Here is a 17,107-nt window from a genome sequence, read left to right as displayed (position 1 = left end):
TATGGAATCAGCGCTGCATCATCGAGGAGTCAAGGTGCAACCAGAAGTTCGTAACCTGTTCAGTCGAAACTACGCGGAGGCCCGGCAGAAGTTCCTGCAGGCCGCCGCATCGCGCGGGCTCGACGTCGAGTCCCATGAACTGCCGCTCGATGGCGCACATGGCGAGACGCTGGCCACGGACGTCGTGCGCGACGGGCCGCTGCATGCTTCGAAGCTGGTCGTCATCATCAGTGGCGTGCACGGCGTGGAAGGCTATTGTGGCTCCGCCATTCAGACCGGGTTGCTTGGCCTTGGCCCGGTAGCCGCGCCGGACACGGCGGTGCTGTATATCCATGCGGTCAATCCCCACGGGTTTTCGTACTCGCGCCGGGAGACGCAGGAGAACGTCGACCTGAACCGCAATTTCGTCGACTTCTCGGCTCCGCTGCCGGACAACAAGCCCTATGCGGAGATCCACGAACTTTTGCTCCCCAGGGAGTGGCCGCCCGGCGATGACAACGAGCTGGCGCTGTTCATGTTGCGCAAGGAGTGGGGTGTGAAGGGGTTTCAGCGTGCTGTCTCGCTGGGTCAATACCGCTTCGAGGATGGCATGCATTTCGGCGGACGCGAGCCAGCCTGGAGCAACACCACATTTCGTCGGATCCTCCAACGCCATGCGCGCAACTGCCAGCACCTGGGCTCCATTGATGTTCACACCGGGCTTGGACCTTATGGCGTGGGGGAGCGCATCTTCGCTTGCCTCGACGAAGGGCGTTCGCTGGAGCGAGCGCGTCGTTGGTGGGGAGATGTGACGTCCGTTCATGCCGGGACTTCGAACAGCATCCCGATGACCGGGCCGATCCAGTTCGCGCTCTTCGACGAGTGCGCGCAGGCCGAGCAGACCAACCTCTGCCTGGAGTTCGGCACGTATCCGATGCCACAAGTCATTGGCGCCAGCCGTGCCGAACACTGGCTGCACCGCCACGGTTCGTCTGACCCGCTGCAGACGGCGGCCATCCGCCAGACCCTCAAGGATGCGTTCTATCCCCAGGCGGACGACTGGCAACAGGCTGTCTGGCAACAGGGCCGCGACGTGTTCCTGCAGACCCTGAATGGACTGCGGGAAGACTGATCGTCTGAGCAGGCCCTCAGCCCATTCATAACGATTCCAAGGAGACAAAATGCGCGCCACCAGTCCGGCGTCTGCCCAGACGCTTGCGGTTCACACGGCGAGGGATGTCGGCGAGCCCGACGTTCGGCCAGTCATTGGTCGGGCCGCGGTTGCCGCCGCCGTTGCCGGCAACGCCCTCGAGTTCTACGACTTCGTCATCTACGCTTACTTTGCCGTCTACATCGGTCGCGCATTTTTTCCGGTCGGTGGCGAGTTCGGCAGCCTGCTGCTCGCGGCCGCCACCTTCGGAGTGGGATTCTTCACCCGCCCGCTCGGCGCCGTACTGATCGGCGCGCTGGCTGACAGGGCCGGTCGCAAGCCTGCAATGATCCTGACCGTGGCGTTGATCACCTTTGGCACGCTTGGCATGGCCGCCACGCCAAGCTATGCGTCCATCGGTATCGCTGCCCCCATCATCGTGGTGGCTTGCCGTCTGCTACAGGGCCTTGCGCTCGGCGGAGAGGTGGGGCCAGCAACCGCGCTACTCGTCGAGGCCGCGCCGCCGCATCGCCGCGCACTTTACGCGAGTTGGCAATTGGCCAGCCAGGGTATTGCCGTGGCGGTTGGTGGACTGCTGGGCGTTGCAGTGTCGATGTTGCTGCCGGCGGAAGACCTGGCCGCCTGGGGGTGGCGTATCCCCTTCGTGATTAGCATCGCGCTCGTGCCGGTCGCCCTGAAGATTCGCCGCAGCCTGCCCGAAACCTTCGAAGCCCGGACCGAGCGGAGCACGACCGAGGTGGTCGGTGGCCTGATGAAGTCGCACCGGCGCTATGTTGTTCTGGGTGTGCTGATGGTGCTGTCTGCCTCCGTCGCGTCTCAGATTGGCAACTACATGACCACTTACGCAATCCAGACGTTGCACCTGCCCGCAACACTTGCGCAGACCAGTGCGCTGGTTGGTGGCGTGATGACGTTCGCGTTCGGCCTGGTGGGAGGCTGGCTATGCGATTGGCGCGGCCGGAAGATTGTCCTGATTGCGCCGCGCGTCGCGCTGATGCTGTTGATCGTGCCAATGTTCTGGTGGCTGGGTGCAATGCCCGGTGCCATCAGCTTCCTGACCGTGACAGCGGTACTCGCAGCGCTCACCGCCATGAGTGCCGCGGCATCGATCGTCGTGATTCCTGAGTTGTTGCCGGCTGGCTTTCGCAGTATCGGCGTCTCTCTGGTCTACGCGATCGGTACCACGCTATTCGGAGGGACCACGCAGTTCGTGGTGACAGGCTTGCTGGCCTGGACGCACAACCCTAACGCGCCGGCCTGGTACCTCGCCGCCACCAGCATCGTCAGCCTTGTGGCGATCTGGCTCCTGCCGGAAACGCGCGGCACCGACATCTCCGAATAGCACACGCCTGTTCGCCAGTGGGACGCAGTGCCGTCCCAGTGTTCCCAATCTGCAGTGCGAGCCAAAGCCGGGGTAATTCGCTGGCGGGGGGCAATTGCGCCCATTTTCCTGACCAGCAACCTGTCTCGGGCACGGCGGCTTGAAGTTTTGTGGGAGCGGTGGTGTTTTCGCGCCGCTCCGGCAGGAGTGGAAGGTCTTTCAGACCGATGAGAGGAGAAACATAACGATGAAGAAGATCTTTTTTGCGACGGCGGTGCTTGGCGCCATGGGTACTGCACACGCTCAGTCGAGCGTGACGCTCTATGGTGTCGCGGATGCCAACATCGAGTACGTGAGTCATCTTGGCTCTCAGCCGCCAACACCTGCTAATGGCTTCAATGCCGGGCAGGGTGGGAACACATGGCGACTGACTTCGGGTGGCCTGTCCAGTTCACGCTGGGGTTTGCGCGGCGTGGAGGACCTCGGCAGCGGCACCAAGGCCGTGTACGTGCTGGAAAGCGGGTTCAGCATCGACAATGGTGTGCAGTCGCAAGGCCGGTTGTTCGGTCGCCAGGCATACGTTGGACTCGACAGCCGCTATGGCCAGTTCCTGTTCGGGCGCCAGTACACGTCGCTATTCCACATCATGGCGAACTACTCGCCCACGGCCTATGCGGTGCAGTACGAACCCGTCGTGGCATTCGCAGGTGCGAACCTTCGCGAAGACAACACGGCCAAATACATCGGCACATTCGGCCCGGTGACGGCCATCGCGCACTGGTCGTTCGGCACGGGTGTCGCGCTGCCGGGCACGAGCCTGGGTGCGCCAAGCGTGGGCGGCAATGGCGAAGTGCCGGGCCAGTTCCGTCGCGACTCCGCCTATGGCCTCGGTGCGGAATATGCAGCCGGCCCCTTCGGTGTGGCCGTGGCCTATGACCAGTACAACCCGAGCCTTAGCTCAGCCGCGGGCGCTTTCGTTGGTACCGGCTCATTCAAGAAAGCGACGATCGGTGCCAGCTATACGCTGGGTGCCACCGCCAAGATCATGGGCGGCTATCGCTGGGGTCAGAACAAGGCGCAAGACGGCTCCACGCTGATTCTGCGGGACGACTTCTTCTGGATTGGCGGCAACTACCAGGTCACCCCGGCGCTCGGTCTGACGCTGGAGTACAACTACGACAACGTGAAGAACCTGCTGGGCCAGACGCATCTGGCCAACCCATGGCAGGTGTCCTTCATCGCTGACTACACGCTGTCCAAACGCACCGACCTGTACCTGACGACGGCGTTCTCGAAGAACGCGGGCCTCAACTTCGATACGTCGGCCATCAGCTTCGCGAACGGATACTTCCTCGCCAGCGGCCAGAGCACGATGCTCGGCGTTGCGCTCGGCGTACGTCACAAGTTCTGATCGTCTGGGCCCCGGCCTGCCGGTGGCTAAAAAGGCCAGGCAAGTGAATCCCTTCACTTGCCTGGCCTTGTCGTTTCAACCAGATCAATAGCGCGCTCGCCTTTCTGATCGCCTCTCAGACTTCCTTCGTCATTGCCTTGAAGTCGATCCACTGATCGAACTGTTCGTTGGTGACGTGGCCCGATGCGATGGCGGCCTCGCGCAACGAGAGGTTCTTCTTCACCGCAAGCTTCGCGATCTCGGCAGCTTTGTCGTAGCCGATATGCGGGTTGAGCGCGGTCACCGACATCAACGAGCGCTCAAGCAGTTCCTGAATGCGCGCGCGATCGGGTTCCACGCCTTCAACCATGTGTTCGGCGAAGCTCGATGCGGCGTCGGCCAGCAGTGTGACGGACTGCATCAGGCTGTAGATGATCACTGGCTTGTACGCATTGAGTTCCAGCGTGCCGAGGCTGTTTGCCAGTGTCACCGTCGTGTGATTGCCGATGACGCGGCAACAGACCATCGCCAAGGCCTCGGCCTGCGTCGGATTGACCTTGCCGGGCATGATCGACGAGCCGGGCTCGTTGGCGGGCAATTGCAGTTCGGCAAAGCCGGCACGGGGCCCCGAGCCCAGCAGCATGAAATCGCGGGCGATCTTCAGGAATGACGAAGCCGTGGTGTTCAGCGCGCCGGACAGGTCGGCCAGCGCGTCGTGGGCGGCTTGCAGTGCGTAGCGGTTTGGCGCGGGCTCGAACGGCAGGCTGGTGTAGGTGGCCAGCGCGCGGGCAAAGGCGGCGGCGAATCCCGGCGGCGCGTTGAGTCCGGTGCCGACTGCCGTGCCACCCTGCGGCACCGGCATCGCGCGCAGCATGGCCTGTTGCAGGCGCGACTGGGCATCGGCCACCTGTGTCATGTAGCCGGAGAATTCCTGGCCCAGCGTCAGCGGCACGGCGTCCTGCAGATGGGTGCGGCCGACCTTGACGATATCGTCGAATGCCTCGACCTTCTTCGCGAAAGTCTGCTGGAGTTTTTCCAGCGAAGGCAGCAGCGTCTGCTGGATCGCGCGCGTGGCCGCGATGTGCATCGCCGTCGGAAAGCTGTCGTTGGAAGACTGGCTGCAGTTGACGTGGTCGTTCGGATGCACCGGCTTCTTGCTGCCGACCTCGCCGCCCAGGAGCTGGATGGCCCGGTTGGAGATGACCTCGTTCAGGTTCATGTTGGTCTGCGTGCCGGAGCCCGTCTGCCAGACGGAGAGCGGAAACTCGCCTGGCCATTTGCCGGCGATCACTTCCTCGGCTGCGCGTTCGATGGCATCGGCCAGATCGGGCTTGAGCACACCGAGTTCCCGGTTGGCGCGGGCCGCGCACAGTTTCAGTATCGCGAACGCCTCGATCAACGCAGGCGGCATTTTTTCGCTGCCGATTCGGAAATTCTGACGCGATCGCTCGGTCTGGGCACCCCAGAGATGATCTGCTGGGACGGCGACGTCTCCAAGGCTGTCTTTCTCGATGCGGGTGGCGGACGACTTCTCGGACATGGACGGACTCCTTCAGGAAAGGGATCGCAGCAAGTGCTGAGTACGATCTGCAAGGATAGCCGCCTGGTGTGATATCCGCCGGGTACTGGAACAAAGTCCCTGCCGCCGGTGCGTGCATGGATGCACGCCGGCGGCGGTTGCCTGGTCAGGTTGGGACGGGGCGCTTCAGGCAGTCATCTTCAGGCACATCTCCATGCAGGCGGCGCAGGCCTTGGCGCATTCCTGGCAATGCCAATGGTCATAGCGCTCGCATTCCTCCTTGCACCACTTGCACACTTCGGCACAGTCTTCGCAGACCAGCGGCGCGAACTCGCTGTTGCGCAGCATGTAGGACGCGGCCAGGTTGGCGATGCCTGCGCAATCCATATCGAGCGCAATGCAGCGCGTCATCTTCCTCGTGTCGGGCTCCTCCAGGCAAGCGGCCGCGCACTTGAGGCATGCGGCGGCGGCGGCATTGCAGGCTGCGATACAGTCGGCGTAACGGGAGAAATTCTCCTGCACGGTGGGTCGAATCATCGGTGTCCTCCTTGGGGGGTAGGTGGTAGGCAACCGTTATCCACAATAGCAGGCGTATCGTGGTCGTGCCGGACACGCGTACTGGTCTACAATGGCACGCCCGTGCCATGCGCCGGCGGAGTCTGGATGAATCCTTTGAATGGGGTTTGGGCGACGAAGCGCGCAGAAGGCGGTGGTAGACGAAAACAGGCAGTCAGAAAGGACAGCATCATGGGTGAGGCAAAACGGCGGGGAACGCCCGAGGAACGGGCACAACAGGCGCGTGCGCGCGTCGATGCACTGCGGCCGGCACAACTGGTCTGTGGAGCCTGCAAGACGGCGTTCACCAATTTCGATGCCATCCCGGCGCCGGGATTGCACGGCATCGACGCGGTATTCGGCGGTCAATGCCCGAACTGCGGCAACGACGTGGTCGTGTTCAAGGGCGAGTCCAAGGCCGTGGCCGAGGCCATGCTGGCCTACGAGAGGATGATGGGCGAGAGCGCGAAGCTCGGTTACCAGTCGGCGGACGGCCGCCATGTGCCGTTCGACGCGGATGCGCCCCAGGCGTCGGACGCTTCCGACGAGTCCACGAAGCACTGAGCAGCAGCTCCAGCTCCATCTCTAGCGCCACCGGCCAGCCGATTCTGACACTGTCAGGCGGCTTTCAGCGCCGAAAGTGGGTCAGGCCCCAACGTCTGCCAGCAGTTCCGCAGGGCCGATTTCATAGCGGCCCCGGCCCAGGGCCTTGGCGCGATACAGCAATACATCGGCCTGCCGCATCAGCGTTTCCTCGCTGATCGGCGTGCCCTTGTAGAGCGCCACGCCGATGCTCACATCGACGTCGGCCAGTATTCCATCGAAATAGAAGTGCCGACCGACCGATTCCAGGATCGCGCTGGCAATTCGCTGCGCCGTGGCTGGCGTGCCGATGTCCTCGAGAATCACCGCGAATTCGTCCCCGCCGATGCGCGCGACATGATCGCTCTCGCGCACACAGCGCCGCAGACGCAGCGCGAATGCCTGCAGCAGCAGATCGCCGGTGGCATGGCCGTGGATGTCGTTGACGGCCTTGAAGCGATCCATGTCCAGATAGAGCAGGGCCATCAGTTGCTGCTCGGCGCGGCTCAGCGTCATCGCGTCCCGCAACTGGCTTTCGAAGGCGTTGCGGTTCTGGAGTTGGGTCAGGTGGTCCGTTCGCGAGATGTGCGACAGCCGCAGATTCTCCACCTTGCGCCGCGTGATGTCCTCCACGTGGATGTGTACGCCCACCACCTGCCGGCCATCCTCGCCCCATTCCGGGCGATAGCTCATTTCCATCCAGTGATGATGCGGGAAGTGATACTCGGCCTCGAAGCTGACCTCCTCGCCCCGCAGCGCGCGTTGCAGGAAGGGCTGGGCGCGCGCGTAGCGTTCCTCGCCCAGCACTTCGCGCACGGTCTTGCCCTGGATTTCATCCAGCGACATACCGAACACACGCTCGTAGGCGATGTTGTTGAAGACGTAGCGTTCGTCGCTGTCGATGAAGGCCAGCAGTGCCGGGAGCGTGTCGGTGACCGCGCGCAGCCGTCGCTCGCTGCGTGCCAGTTGCAGTCCGCGCTGGCGCATGTCACGCATCAGGCGGATGAAGGCGCCGGTGACATCGCCGATCTCGTCGCGGTGCGGACGCTTTGGCAAGCGCTGAAATGCATCCAGGTCGTTCGCGCTCGCCTGCACCACCTGATGCAGGCGGGAAAGCGGCGTCAGCAACTGACGTACCGCCAGCCAGATCAGCAGCGCCACCACCGACAGGGCGATGGCCGACATCATCAGGAATCGCCGCTGCATCTGGCGCAGTGGCGCATAGGCTTCCTGCGCCGGCATCACGGCCACGAGTTCCCAGCCCGTGCTTGCCATCAGCCGGCGGGCGATCACGGGCCGGGTCGGGGTGAGAAATTCCAGCGGCGCGCTGTGATCGTCCACGCCGCAGGTCTCGCCAACGGCGTGGGCGGGTTTGCGCGCCATGGTGGGGTCCGGATGCTGGACATAGACGGGTTCGCTGCCGGCCGACACCAGACAGTAGAAGCCCGTGGTGCCCAGCCGGTTGTTGGCGATTTCCACCAGGAAGTTCGAGTTGGCAAGGTTGAGCCAGCCCCCCGCGACGCCCAGGAACTCACCGGACGACGAGAGCACCGGTACCGCCACCAGGACGCCCACATAGCCGCCGACGCGGGAGCGGATCGGCGCGGCAACCACGACATTGCGCGTGCGAATGGCCTCGAGGAAGTAGGCGCGGTCACCCACCTCGACGGGCTTGCCGTCCATGGTCAGGACTGTGCCAGCCGCGTCGACGACCATCACGGCATTGAACGCCTCGGGCATCGGTATCGTGCGGTCGATTGCCTGCTGTAGCGCCGCCCGTACGGCATCGTGTGGCTGCTCATGCGCGGAAGCGAGCGTGTCGCGCAGTTGCGGTGCCAGGTGGGAGAGCAGCTCGATACGGTCGTCCATCGCCGTGTCGAGCTGGTCCACCGATAGCTTGACGATGGAGTCCTGCTGGTTCTGCAGCGCGTCTTCGAGATCGAGATGGGCGAAGTAGAGCGAGCCGATGACGATGCCTCCGCCGAGAATGGCGGCAAGCACTGTGGTGATCAGCGCAATGCGTACCTTGAGCGACGGCAGTAACCGGGGCATGTGAGTGTCACGGAGTCGATGTGGCATCGAAAGCCTGTGAATTCGCTGGAGCCAGCGCTTTGCGCATATCTGGTTGCTGGCGAACGTAAGTTATCACGTTCGCCTGATGATGAAAGTCCGGAGAAACCGGGTTTGACAGCCTGCGTTCCATGCGTCTCTTGTCATCGGAAGCGAACCGACCGCTACTGTGCGGGCGCAAGCACACAAGGTATAGTGCGCCAGACACGGTGTTCTTCGGGTGTCCTTCGCCAGAGAAAGGGCCCACAACGCCTCCACTGCTGTTTCATTCTTTCGTTCATGCAACCGCTCTTGTCACCGCTCGTCTGGCTTCCGCTGCTACTCGCGACGGCTGCGGTCATGCTGGCGGGATGGCTCGCAGGCCGTCTTCGGCGTGAGCGCCAGGAAGCGCGCAAGCAAGCGACGCTTGCGGATGCCTATATCAGCCACATGGCAAAGCACGATGCGCTGACGGGGCTGCCAAACCGGTCGGAACTGCATGAGCGATGCGAAGTACTGCTCGCGGAAGCGCGCCGTCGTGGCAGTGGTGTGGCGTTGCTGTTGCTCGATCTCGACCATTTCAAACACATCAATGAAACGCTCGGCCATCCCGTGGGGGATGACCTGCTGCGGACCATCGCCGACCGCATTCGCGGGGCGGTGCGGCCCCGCGATGTGGTGGCACGCATGGGCGGCGACGAATTTGCCGTGGCGCTTGGAGACTTGCGCTTCGATGGCGAGGCCGAACTGGTGGCTGCCAAGATTCTTGCGCGCGTGTCCGAGGACCTGCCACTGGCGGGCGAACATGTTCGCGTCACGCCCTCGCTCGGCATGGCGATCTTTCCCCAGGATGGCAATTCGCTGACGGACCTGATGAAATCGGCCGACGCGGCGATGTATGCCGCCAAGCATGGCGGGCGCGCCCAACTGCGGCGTTTTGCCAGCGAGATGGCGGAGGCATCGCGGACGCGCTTCACGATCGAGGGGTTGCTCCGTCGCGCGCTGGCCAAGGGGGAGTTCCGGTTGCGCTACCAGCCAATCGTCGACGTTTCCAGGCTGGCGCTGCTCGGGGTCGAGGCCCTGATCGCGTGGGAGACCCCCGAGCGCGGCGTGATGCAGCCGTCTGAGTTCATCCCGATCGCCGAGCAGTGCGGGCTCGTCAGCGAGCTTGGCGAGTGGGCGTTGGGCAAGGCTTGCCAGGATATTCAGTCGGTGCGTCAGGAGCTGGGGTGCGATATCGATGTCGCGGTCAATATTTCGCCGCTGCAATTGCGTCAGGCAAGTTTCCCGGCGGCCGTCGCGCAGGCGTTGCGCGCTTCCGGGCTGCCGGCCGCCAGTCTGACCATCGAGGTGACCGAGGGCATTCTCGTCGACGGCAGCGAGACCACCGTCGAGACGCTCCGGCAGGTGCGCCAGCTGGGCGTGGGGATTTCGATCGACGACTTCGGTACGGGCTACTCGGGGCTCGGGTATCTGACCCGCCTGCCAATCAGCAAGCTCAAGATCGACAAGTCGTTCGTCGATGATCTCGCCGTGCCGGGACACGACCGGGCGGTGGCCGCGGCCATCGTCGCGCTCGGGCGCCAGTTGCATCTGCAGGTGGTGGCCGAGGGTGTGGAGACAAAAGCACAGTTCGATTTCCTGCGCGCCGAGGGATGCGATGCCGTGCAGGGTTACCTGTTCAGCCAGCCGGTTGGACTGGATACGCTGCGTCAGATCCTGCGTGGCGATAGCAGTCTGGCCAATGCGGACGTGCTTGCGGCCTGACATGGCGGCATGACGTCTGGCACGCCGCGGGCGTCCGCAGAAACGGGTACGCAACGTCACGCACGCATCGGGTGGATACGCCGTGGCTGAGACGTTCGATCCCACCCAAACAAACAAACCGGCAGGCCGCTGGCGCGGCGTGCCGGTTTCGTCATTCAAGCGTGGCTTGGGAATCAGGAATCAGGTGTGGGAAACGGTCGCCGGTGCCATGGCGACGGTCTCGGCGACGGGATTGTGGAGTCGCCGATACAACTCGTCGATCCGTGTGCGGCTGGTGGCCAACTCTTCACGCCCCAGTTCGGTGAGCAGGTAAACCCGCCCGATACCGTCGCGCAGGACGCTTTCGAGATAACCCTCCATCTGCAGCGCACGCAGCAGAGGTCGTACGGAGCCGATGTCTACCTGGAATCCGTAATCCATGAGCATTTCCGCAAGCATCGCAACGGTGGCGGGCACCTCCATGGCGAATTGCATGACGTAGACGCGGGCGAGCAAGCCGAGGAACTGTCGTTTCATGTCGCTGGCAACGCTGTAAGGGGGAGGATGGTTGACGCGGGAACACAACGTGCACCATACGCCAGTTGCTGTATGTGGCCCTGCTGTGACATACGATACAACTTTTCGTCGCGACAAAAAAAGAAGCCGCCAGGATTGCCTGGCGGCTTGTCGGGAATGCGTCGGAGGGGTCAATTAACTCTGGCGCAGTACAGATTTTAAAGGAATCGAATACGCGATGTCACGCCCTGTGGTAGTGCCCCCTACATTTGAGGGGTGATTACGAAAGGCAATCGAAAGCAACATGCGGCGGAAGCGCAACAATCGCTGTACTTCTACGCTTTAAGATGCGATTTCGATGATTTTGCGGCGCAGCAAAGGCGTCTCCTCGTCGAGCAGGGGAATGTCCGAATCCAGCGTGCTGCTTGCCAGTTTCAGCGCTTTAATACCTTCCCGTGGCGCCGTTGCTGCGCACGGCATCGACCAATGTGCCGATTCTGTCGCATATCGGCAACGGTCTGATGTTTTTCGGTTTGATCATTGCATTTCATAACCCAATGAAACCCGCTGACCTGTTCCGTCTTCTACTGCTGTCGGCCATCTGGGGCGCCAGCTTCTTATTCATCCGTATCGGTGCCCCGGTGCTCGGGCCGCTGCCGACGGCATTCTTCCGGGTGCTGATCGGTGCCGTGACGCTTGCCGCCTGCCTTCCGATGCTCGGGCTCAAATGGGACATGCAGGGCAAGTGGCGTGCCGTGATCATCCTCGGCATCATCAACTCGGGCATTCCTTTCGTGATGTATGCCATCGCCGCGCTGTGGCTGCCAGCCGGGTACTCGGCGATCTTTAACGCGATGACACCGCTGATGGGAGTGCTGATCGGCTCGCTGTTCTTTGCCGAAAAGCTGACGCGTGCCAAGGCTGCCGGTGTCCTGATGGGGCTGGCGGGTGTCGGCGTGCTGACGCGGACGGGGCCTGTGGTGTTCTCGCACGAGGTGTTGCTCGGCGCGCTGGCTTGCCTGGTGGCAACGTCATGCTACGGACTGGCGGGCTTCCTGACGCGCCGGTGGATCACTGCTCGTGGCGGTCTGGACAGTCGCCTGGTCGCTGCCGGCAGCCTGGTGGGCGCAACGTTGTTCCTGCTGCCTTTCAGCGCGGTCGCGCTGTGGCGAGAGAACACGCTGCCGGCTGCGGGGCCCGGCGTCTGGGCGGCGATGCTCGCGGTCGGGATGTTCTGTACCGCGATCGCCTACGTGCTGTACTTCCGGCTGATTGCCGACCTGGGTCCGGTCAGATCGCTGACCGTGACCTTCCTGATCCCGCCGTTCGGCATCGTTTGGGGCTGGATGTTCCTTGGGGAATCGCTGTCGTGGGCTCACGCCGCAGGGATGGCGCTGATTGGCGTGGCGGTCTGGCTGGTGTTGCGACCGGCCGCGCCGGCAGTGGCGCCGGCGCCGGCCCGGTCGTGATCGTCACGCTGGATCAGCGGCGGTAGTAGTCGTCGTGATGGTGCCACGCGTGGTACTCGCGGCGGTCATACCAGCGGCGGCCGTCCCAATAACGATCCCCGTGCCAGCCGACGACGACTGCCGGCGCCACATAGACCGGTGGGCCCGGGCGGTAGACCACCGGAGGGGGCGGCGCTATGTAGGCGGGCGGTGGGGGCGCCACCACCACGGGCGCGGGAGCCACAATGACGGGTGCGGGAGCGACTACCACCGGCGCAGGCACGCCGAGACTGACGCCGATATCGACGCGAGCCATTGCGGAGGCGGAGGCAGCGAGCGCGGCTGCGCCAGCGAGGAAAATCGAAAAGTAGAGAGGGCGCTTGTTGTTCATGGTCTTCAGCCTTCACCAGAAGGGGTGAGTTGCTACGCCTCCACTCTACCCATGTGGCGTATTACCATTCGCGCGTGTTTGTAACGGAAGCTGGCTATTCTGTAAGCAACATCCGGGGCGTCAGCGCGCCGCGTCGACGCCTGCTTCCACCGCCCCAATGCGTGACCGCTGGCAATCGGGGCAGAGCCCATACAGCACCAGCATGTGCTCGCGCAGCACGAAATCATTGCGCGCCGCCACCTGCTTCTGGCGCTGCTCGATTGCCTCGTCACGAAACTCCTCGACGCGGCCGCATTCCAGGCAGATCAGATGGTCGTGATGACCGCCCTCGTTGAGTTCGAAGACAGAATGATCGGATTCAAAGCTGTGGCGTAACAGGATGTCCGCCTGCACGAGCTGGTTGAGCACCCGATAGACCGTCGACAGCCCGGCATCGATGCCCAGTTCAAGCATGGTCCGATAGACGTCTTCCGCGCTCAGGTGGCGGCGTTCGCTTGCGCGAAATACCTCAAGCACGTGCATGCGCGGAGACGTGGCCCTCAGGCCAGCGCGCTTGAGTGGGACTACATCGGCATTCACGTTGGAGGTCATCATGCGGATCTCACCCGCGGGCGGGCGGTGCAATGGAACCAGGCGAGGGCCTGGAATGGAACGGGAAAGAAGAGGTCAGGCGGAAGACGCCCGGTCCGGCGCGTGTCGCATCGTCCCGGGCGGCGCGCCGTGCCTGGACGGCGCGCGGAATAAAAAGGTGGCCTGGCTTGTTGCTGGATGACGCGATCGGGAAAACGGGGTCTGGTTGTTTTCCCGATCTTCCTGCAACTGGCTACTACCAAACGCTCCGTGTTTCGGAGCGGTCCCCACAAAAGTCGGTGTCGGGCGTCGCGAGCCTGGTTTCGGCCGGAGACGACGCTCTGAAAACTTGTACCGTCCGGTTCCGGCGACTTGCCGCGCGTCAGACAGTGATCGAATAGTAAATGGGAATCGATCTCATTACAAGATATTTTTTCGATCGGGGCTTGCGGTCCGATATGTAGGGCAGGTATCGAGCAGCGGGTGTCGTCGACACTCGCGCCACTGCGGCATTTCCGCTGGCCGTGCCGTTCCTGATTGCCCGAAGAAGTTCGGACCGAACATGATCCAGTCTTCTGGCTGCTAGCGCACAGATCTTGCCCTTCGAACGAGCGTAGTAATGGCAATACTTGCCGGGCCTCTGGGCAAGCGCCAGCTCTGCATGCTTGCCATGCCGCCATCGAATCCGCGTTGACGGTGGGGCGGCAAAGTGCAGTGCGCCGTCGTCCCGACATTCGTAGGATGCGCTGTGGGTGACAATCTCAAATCGGCTTGCGCCGCTCTCATATCCGCCAGTGTCATTATCTTTGCCTATGCAAAGGTCTCGAACACCGAGGTAACTTCCGTGCTCGCGCAGTTGTTCCACGTGGTCGTCGAGCCGTTGCGCTGGCTCCTCTAGAGCCGCCGACGTCCCGTTGCCGACCCACAGCACTGCACGGAACGTATCCCTGGGCCGCATCCCGGGCCAAGTTCATCGACGCGACCGCAGTCGGAGGCCGAAGCCAGCCAGCACTGGCTAGTTCATTCCTGCCTGACACGCTGGTATTCCCCGGCTGCCAGCGCCAACCCCCGAACCTATACTTCAACGTTGTTGCAGCGCGACTTCCTGCCAGCCGCTCACGCCTGACGGCGGAGTACAGTTGGGTGTTGGCTCGAATGCCGCGCACCGTTCAAGGTATTGGTAATTCGTTGTCCATTCGAGAGCGCTCTATCGCGCCAACCAGGAGACAAGGATGAAAGACGGGGCTTCAGGAGCCGCGGCATTCGTCGCCGCACGGGATTTTCTGCTGCGACATCGCGCGGACTACGATCGCGCATACGGGGAATTTGCCTGGCCGCAACTCGGCGATTTCAACTGGGCGCTCGACTACTTCGACGTCATGGCTCGGGGAAACGACAACCCCGCACTCTGGATTGTGGACAGCCCCGATGATGCAGGCGCGCCATTGTCTTTCAGGGAGATGTCGGAGCGCTCCTCTCGCATGGCCAACTACCTGCGCGGCTTGGGTGTCTCGCGCGGCGACCGACTCCTCCTGATGCTGCCCAATCGGGTCGAGTTGTGGGACGTCATGCTGGCGGCGATGAAGCTCGGTGCCGTTGTGTTGCCTGCCACGACCCAGCTATCTCCCGACGATGTTCGCGATCGCGTGCAACTCGGCGAGGCGCGGTTCGTCGTGGTCGACGGTGCGGAGCTGGGAAAATTCGAAGGCGTTGACGCGAGTGTCACCCGTATCGCGGTGGGCGAGCGCGTCGCAGGGTGGCATCACATTGGTGACGCGTATCAGGCGTCGCCAACCTTCGTCCCGGACGGGGTGACTCGCGCGACGGATCTGCTGCTCCTGTATTTCACGTCGGGCACGACATCGAAACCAAAGCTGGTCGAACACACGCATCAGAGCTATCCCGTTGGCCACTTGTCGACGATGTACTGGATTGGGCTGCAGCCCGGGGACATTCACTGGAACATCAGTTCCCCGGGATGGGCCAAGCACGCATGGAGCTGCTTCTTCGCGCCGTGGAATGCCCAGGCGTGCGTATTCATCTACAACTTCGCCCGCTTCGTTCCGAGGGATGCGCTGGACGTGCTCGTGCAACGCAACATCACTACGCTCTGCGCCCCGCCCACGGTATGGCGAATGCTTGTGCAGGAGCCGTTGGCTTCGTATGCGGTAAAGCTGCGCGAGATCGTCGGGGCAGGAGAACCGCTCAACCCGGAAATCATCGAGCGGGTGCAGAGCGCGTGGGGCATCACCATTCGCGACGGATTCGGGCAGACCGAGACAACCTGCCAAATCGGCAATCCGCCGGGTCAGCCCGTCGTGCCCGGCTCGATGGGCAGGCCGCTTCCCGGATACCGTGTCGATCTGGTGGATCCGGATGATCATCCCGCAAACGAGGGCGAGATTGTCCTCTCGCTAGCCAGCCGCCCGCTTGGATTGATGGCGGGCTACTCGAACAACGAGAAGGCGACTGCGGAAGCCATGCGCAATGGCTTCTATCACACGTCCGATATCGCGATGCGCCGGGACGACGGGTACCTTGTCTACGTGGGTCGCGCGGACGATGTCTTCAAAGCATCGGACTACCGGCTGAGTCCATTCGAGCTGGAGAGCGTCCTGATCGAACACGAGGCCATTGGCGAGGCCGCCGTTGTGCCGAGCCCGGACCCGGTAAAGCTGTATGTGCCGAAGGCCTATGTCACGGTTCGCCAGGGCTACGAGGCTGGCCCCGAACTGGCCAGGGCGGTATTCCGCTTTTCGAGAGAGAAGCTTGCCCCGTACAAGCGGATTCGCAGGCTGCAGTTCAGCGAGCTACCCAAGACGATCTCCGGAAAGATCCGGCGCGTTGACCTCCGCCGCCGCGAGATGGAGCGCGAGGATCAGTCGTCGAGGATGCCCGGTGAATACTGGGAGGAAGATTTCCCCGACCTACGTTGACGGATGTTGCCTGATGCTGACTGATGGCGTGGCAAGACCTGCGGAGGGCGGATCAGGAACCGCGCTCCGCTAGCCGCGCTCCCGATTCCGCACTGGCAGCAGACAGCTGACGCGGTCTGGTTTTCCCGGTTCCGTCACCCCTGATCCAGGCTTAAACTTGACTCCTCGCTGATATCAGGGGCGCTCATATGGATAACAGGACGGTCAAATCCGCGGATCGTGTGTTCGACCTGCTGGAGTTGTTCGAACGCGTGCGCCGGCCGCTGCGTGTTGGCGAGATTGCCGAGCGCCTTGGCGTCCCCCAGTCCAGTGTTTCCATGCTGCTGCGAACGATGGTGGCGCGCGGCTATATGGAGTTCGACGCGCAGATGCGCAGCTACTGCCCCTCCGTCCGGGTGGCATTCATGTGCGGCTGGACCACGCGAAAGCAGGGCGCCGGCGCCTCCGTCCACGAAGCGATGCGGCGTCTATCGAGCGAGACCGGCGAGACGGTGCTGCTGGGGCGACAGAGCGGCAACATGCTGCAGTACCTGTCCGTCATCGAATCCAGCCAGGGGCTGCGCCTGTCGGTGTCGTCCGGCACCATCCGGCCGATGCATCGCACCGCCATCGGCATCATGCTGATGAGCCGGATGGAAGACGATCAGATCGGACGGATGCTGCGCCGATTCAATGCCGAGGTTCCTGCTGGCGAGTCAGCCGTGCGGCCCGCCGAGATCATGCGTGCCATCGAGCAGGCACGTCGGCAGGGGTACTACGAATCGGCCAGTCTTGCCTCGCCGGGGGCCGGCGTAATCGCCACGCTTGTGGCGACGCCGATACGTGGACAGTGGCTCGGTATCGGCACCGGCGGCCCGGTGGCGCGGCTGCACGCACGGCGCAAGAAGCTGCTGGCCGCCGTGCTCGCGGTGGCGCAGGACTGCTGAGCGCCGCT

14 protein-coding genes are annotated in these 17,107 nt (G+C 63.1%); 8 read left to right on the top strand and 6 right to left on the bottom strand.

Translation table 11 applies throughout. The annotated features are described in order from the left end of the window. The first annotated feature begins 1 nt into the window (after window position 1). The 3 genes from RN01_RS31810 (at window position 2) to RN01_RS31800 (ending at window position 3,882) form a co-directional block, all read left to right on the top strand. A complete protein-coding gene (locus RN01_RS31810) occupies window positions 2-1,111 on the top strand; it encodes a M14 family metallopeptidase (RefSeq protein WP_017510597.1) in 1,110 nt (369 codons plus the stop codon). A gap of 49 nt (window positions 1,112-1,160) precedes the next feature. Next, entirely contained in the window at window positions 1,161-2,492 is a 1,332-nt protein-coding gene (locus tag RN01_RS31805) for an MFS transporter (RefSeq protein WP_017510598.1), read from the top strand. 226 nt (window positions 2,493-2,718) lie between these two features. Continuing rightward, window positions 2,719-3,882: a porin gene (locus RN01_RS31800; RefSeq protein WP_017510599.1), complete on the top strand. Its 1,164-nt coding sequence runs from the start codon at window positions 2,719-2,721 to the stop codon at window positions 3,880-3,882. Window positions 3,883-3,997: 115 nt separating this feature from the next. Here the strand turns inward: RN01_RS31800 and fumC are convergent, their stop codons facing one another. Continuing rightward, window positions 3,998-5,401 carry a class II fumarate hydratase gene (fumC, locus tag RN01_RS31795; RefSeq protein WP_017510600.1) on the bottom strand — a complete coding sequence of 468 codons (1,404 nt, stop codon included), beginning with the start codon at window positions 5,399-5,401 and terminating at the stop codon, window positions 3,998-4,000. Window positions 5,402-5,566: 165 nt separating this feature from the next. Further along, window positions 5,567-5,917 carry a four-helix bundle copper-binding protein gene (locus RN01_RS31790; protein WP_011520154.1) on the bottom strand — a complete coding sequence of 117 codons (351 nt, stop codon included), beginning with the start codon at window positions 5,915-5,917 and terminating at the stop codon, window positions 5,567-5,569. A gap of 210 nt (window positions 5,918-6,127) precedes the next feature. Between RN01_RS31790 and RN01_RS31785 the strand changes: the two genes are divergently transcribed. Further along, window positions 6,128-6,499 (top strand): hypothetical protein, encoded by a 372-nt coding sequence (locus RN01_RS31785; RefSeq protein ID WP_017510601.1) that lies wholly within the window; start codon window positions 6,128-6,130, stop codon window positions 6,497-6,499. An 81-nt stretch (window positions 6,500-6,580) separates the two neighbouring features. Here the strand turns inward: RN01_RS31785 and RN01_RS31780 are convergent, their stop codons facing one another. Continuing rightward, a complete protein-coding gene (locus tag RN01_RS31780; RefSeq protein ID WP_024570308.1) occupies window positions 6,581-8,569 on the bottom strand; it encodes a diguanylate cyclase domain-containing protein in 1,989 nt (662 codons plus the stop codon). An 18-nt stretch (window positions 8,570-8,587) separates the two neighbouring features. On the opposite strand from RN01_RS31780, the gene RN01_RS31775 reads away from it, so the two are divergent. Beyond that, on the top strand, window positions 8,588-10,333 hold the full coding sequence (locus tag RN01_RS31775) for an EAL domain-containing protein (RefSeq protein WP_029700357.1): 1,746 nt from the start codon (window positions 8,588-8,590) through the stop codon (window positions 10,331-10,333). Between the two features lie 180 nt (window positions 10,334-10,513). Here the strand turns inward: RN01_RS31775 and RN01_RS31770 are convergent, their stop codons facing one another. Then, window positions 10,514-10,849, bottom strand: a complete 336-nt coding sequence (locus RN01_RS31770) for a PadR family transcriptional regulator (protein ID WP_008643977.1) — start codon at window positions 10,847-10,849, stop codon at window positions 10,514-10,516. A gap of 536 nt (window positions 10,850-11,385) precedes the next feature. On the opposite strand from RN01_RS31770, the gene RN01_RS31765 reads away from it, so the two are divergent. Beyond that, window positions 11,386-12,297, top strand: coding sequence for a DMT family transporter (locus RN01_RS31765; RefSeq protein ID WP_024570309.1), 912 nt, complete (start codon window positions 11,386-11,388; stop codon window positions 12,295-12,297). A gap of 13 nt (window positions 12,298-12,310) precedes the next feature. On the opposite strand, the gene RN01_RS31760 is transcribed toward RN01_RS31765, so the two are convergent. Together RN01_RS31760 and fur are read right to left on the bottom strand one after the other, a co-directional pair. Further along, window positions 12,311-12,667 (bottom strand): hypothetical protein, encoded by a 357-nt coding sequence (locus tag RN01_RS31760; RefSeq protein WP_017510604.1) that lies wholly within the window; start codon window positions 12,665-12,667, stop codon window positions 12,311-12,313. 120 nt (window positions 12,668-12,787) lie between these two features. After that, complete coding sequence (gene fur / locus RN01_RS31755) at window positions 12,788-13,261, bottom strand: ferric iron uptake transcriptional regulator (RefSeq protein WP_017514899.1); 474 nt, start codon at window positions 13,259-13,261, stop codon at window positions 12,788-12,790. A gap of 1,208 nt (window positions 13,262-14,469) precedes the next feature. On the opposite strand from fur, the gene RN01_RS31750 reads away from it, so the two are divergent. Further along, complete coding sequence (locus RN01_RS31750; protein ID WP_017514897.1) at window positions 14,470-16,173, top strand: AMP-binding protein; 1,704 nt, start codon at window positions 14,470-14,472, stop codon at window positions 16,171-16,173. Between the two features lie 188 nt (window positions 16,174-16,361). Beyond that, complete coding sequence (locus RN01_RS31745; RefSeq protein ID WP_024570310.1) at window positions 16,362-17,099, top strand: IclR family transcriptional regulator; 738 nt, start codon at window positions 16,362-16,364, stop codon at window positions 17,097-17,099. The last annotated feature ends 8 nt before the right edge of the window (window positions 17,100-17,107 follow it).

It is taken from the genome of Cupriavidus sp. SHE (assembly GCF_000812445.1).
In the GTDB taxonomy this organism is placed as follows: Bacteria; Pseudomonadota; Gammaproteobacteria; order Burkholderiales; family Burkholderiaceae; genus Cupriavidus; species Cupriavidus metallidurans.
This window is presented reverse-complemented; position numbering and strand designations above follow the sequence as displayed.

Excerpts from the sequence above, each read along its gene's own strand:
- fumC (WP_017510600.1), bottom strand. The coding sequence starts at position 5,401 with ATGTCCGAGAAGTCGTCCGCCACCCGCATCGAGAAAGACAGCCTTGGA.
- RN01_RS31765 (WP_024570309.1), top strand. The coding sequence starts at position 11,386 with ATGAAACCCGCTGACCTGTTCCGTCTTCTACTGCTGTCGGCCATCTGG.
- RN01_RS31810 (WP_017510597.1), top strand. The coding sequence starts at position 2 with ATGGAATCAGCGCTGCATCATCGAGGAGTCAAGGTGCAACCAGAAGTT.
- RN01_RS31800 (WP_017510599.1), top strand. The coding sequence starts at position 2,719 with ATGAAGAAGATCTTTTTTGCGACGGCGGTGCTTGGCGCCATGGGTACT.
- RN01_RS31770 (WP_008643977.1), bottom strand. The coding sequence starts at position 10,849 with ATGAAACGACAGTTCCTCGGCTTGCTCGCCCGCGTCTACGTCATGCAA.
- RN01_RS31750 (WP_017514897.1), top strand. The coding sequence starts at position 14,470 with ATGAAAGACGGGGCTTCAGGAGCCGCGGCATTCGTCGCCGCACGGGAT.
- RN01_RS31780 (WP_024570308.1), bottom strand. The coding sequence starts at position 8,569 with ATGCCCCGGTTACTGCCGTCGCTCAAGGTACGCATTGCGCTGATCACC.
- RN01_RS31745 (WP_024570310.1), top strand. The coding sequence starts at position 16,362 with ATGGATAACAGGACGGTCAAATCCGCGGATCGTGTGTTCGACCTGCTG.
- RN01_RS31805 (WP_017510598.1), top strand. The coding sequence starts at position 1,161 with ATGCGCGCCACCAGTCCGGCGTCTGCCCAGACGCTTGCGGTTCACACG.
- RN01_RS31790 (WP_011520154.1), bottom strand. The coding sequence starts at position 5,917 with ATGATTCGACCCACCGTGCAGGAGAATTTCTCCCGTTACGCCGACTGT.
- RN01_RS31785 (WP_017510601.1), top strand. The coding sequence starts at position 6,128 with ATGGGTGAGGCAAAACGGCGGGGAACGCCCGAGGAACGGGCACAACAG.
- RN01_RS31775 (WP_029700357.1), top strand. The coding sequence starts at position 8,588 with ATGTGGCATCGAAAGCCTGTGAATTCGCTGGAGCCAGCGCTTTGCGCA.
- fur (WP_017514899.1), bottom strand. The coding sequence starts at position 13,261 with ATGATGACCTCCAACGTGAATGCCGATGTAGTCCCACTCAAGCGCGCT.
- RN01_RS31760 (WP_017510604.1), bottom strand. The coding sequence starts at position 12,667 with ATGAACAACAAGCGCCCTCTCTACTTTTCGATTTTCCTCGCTGGCGCA.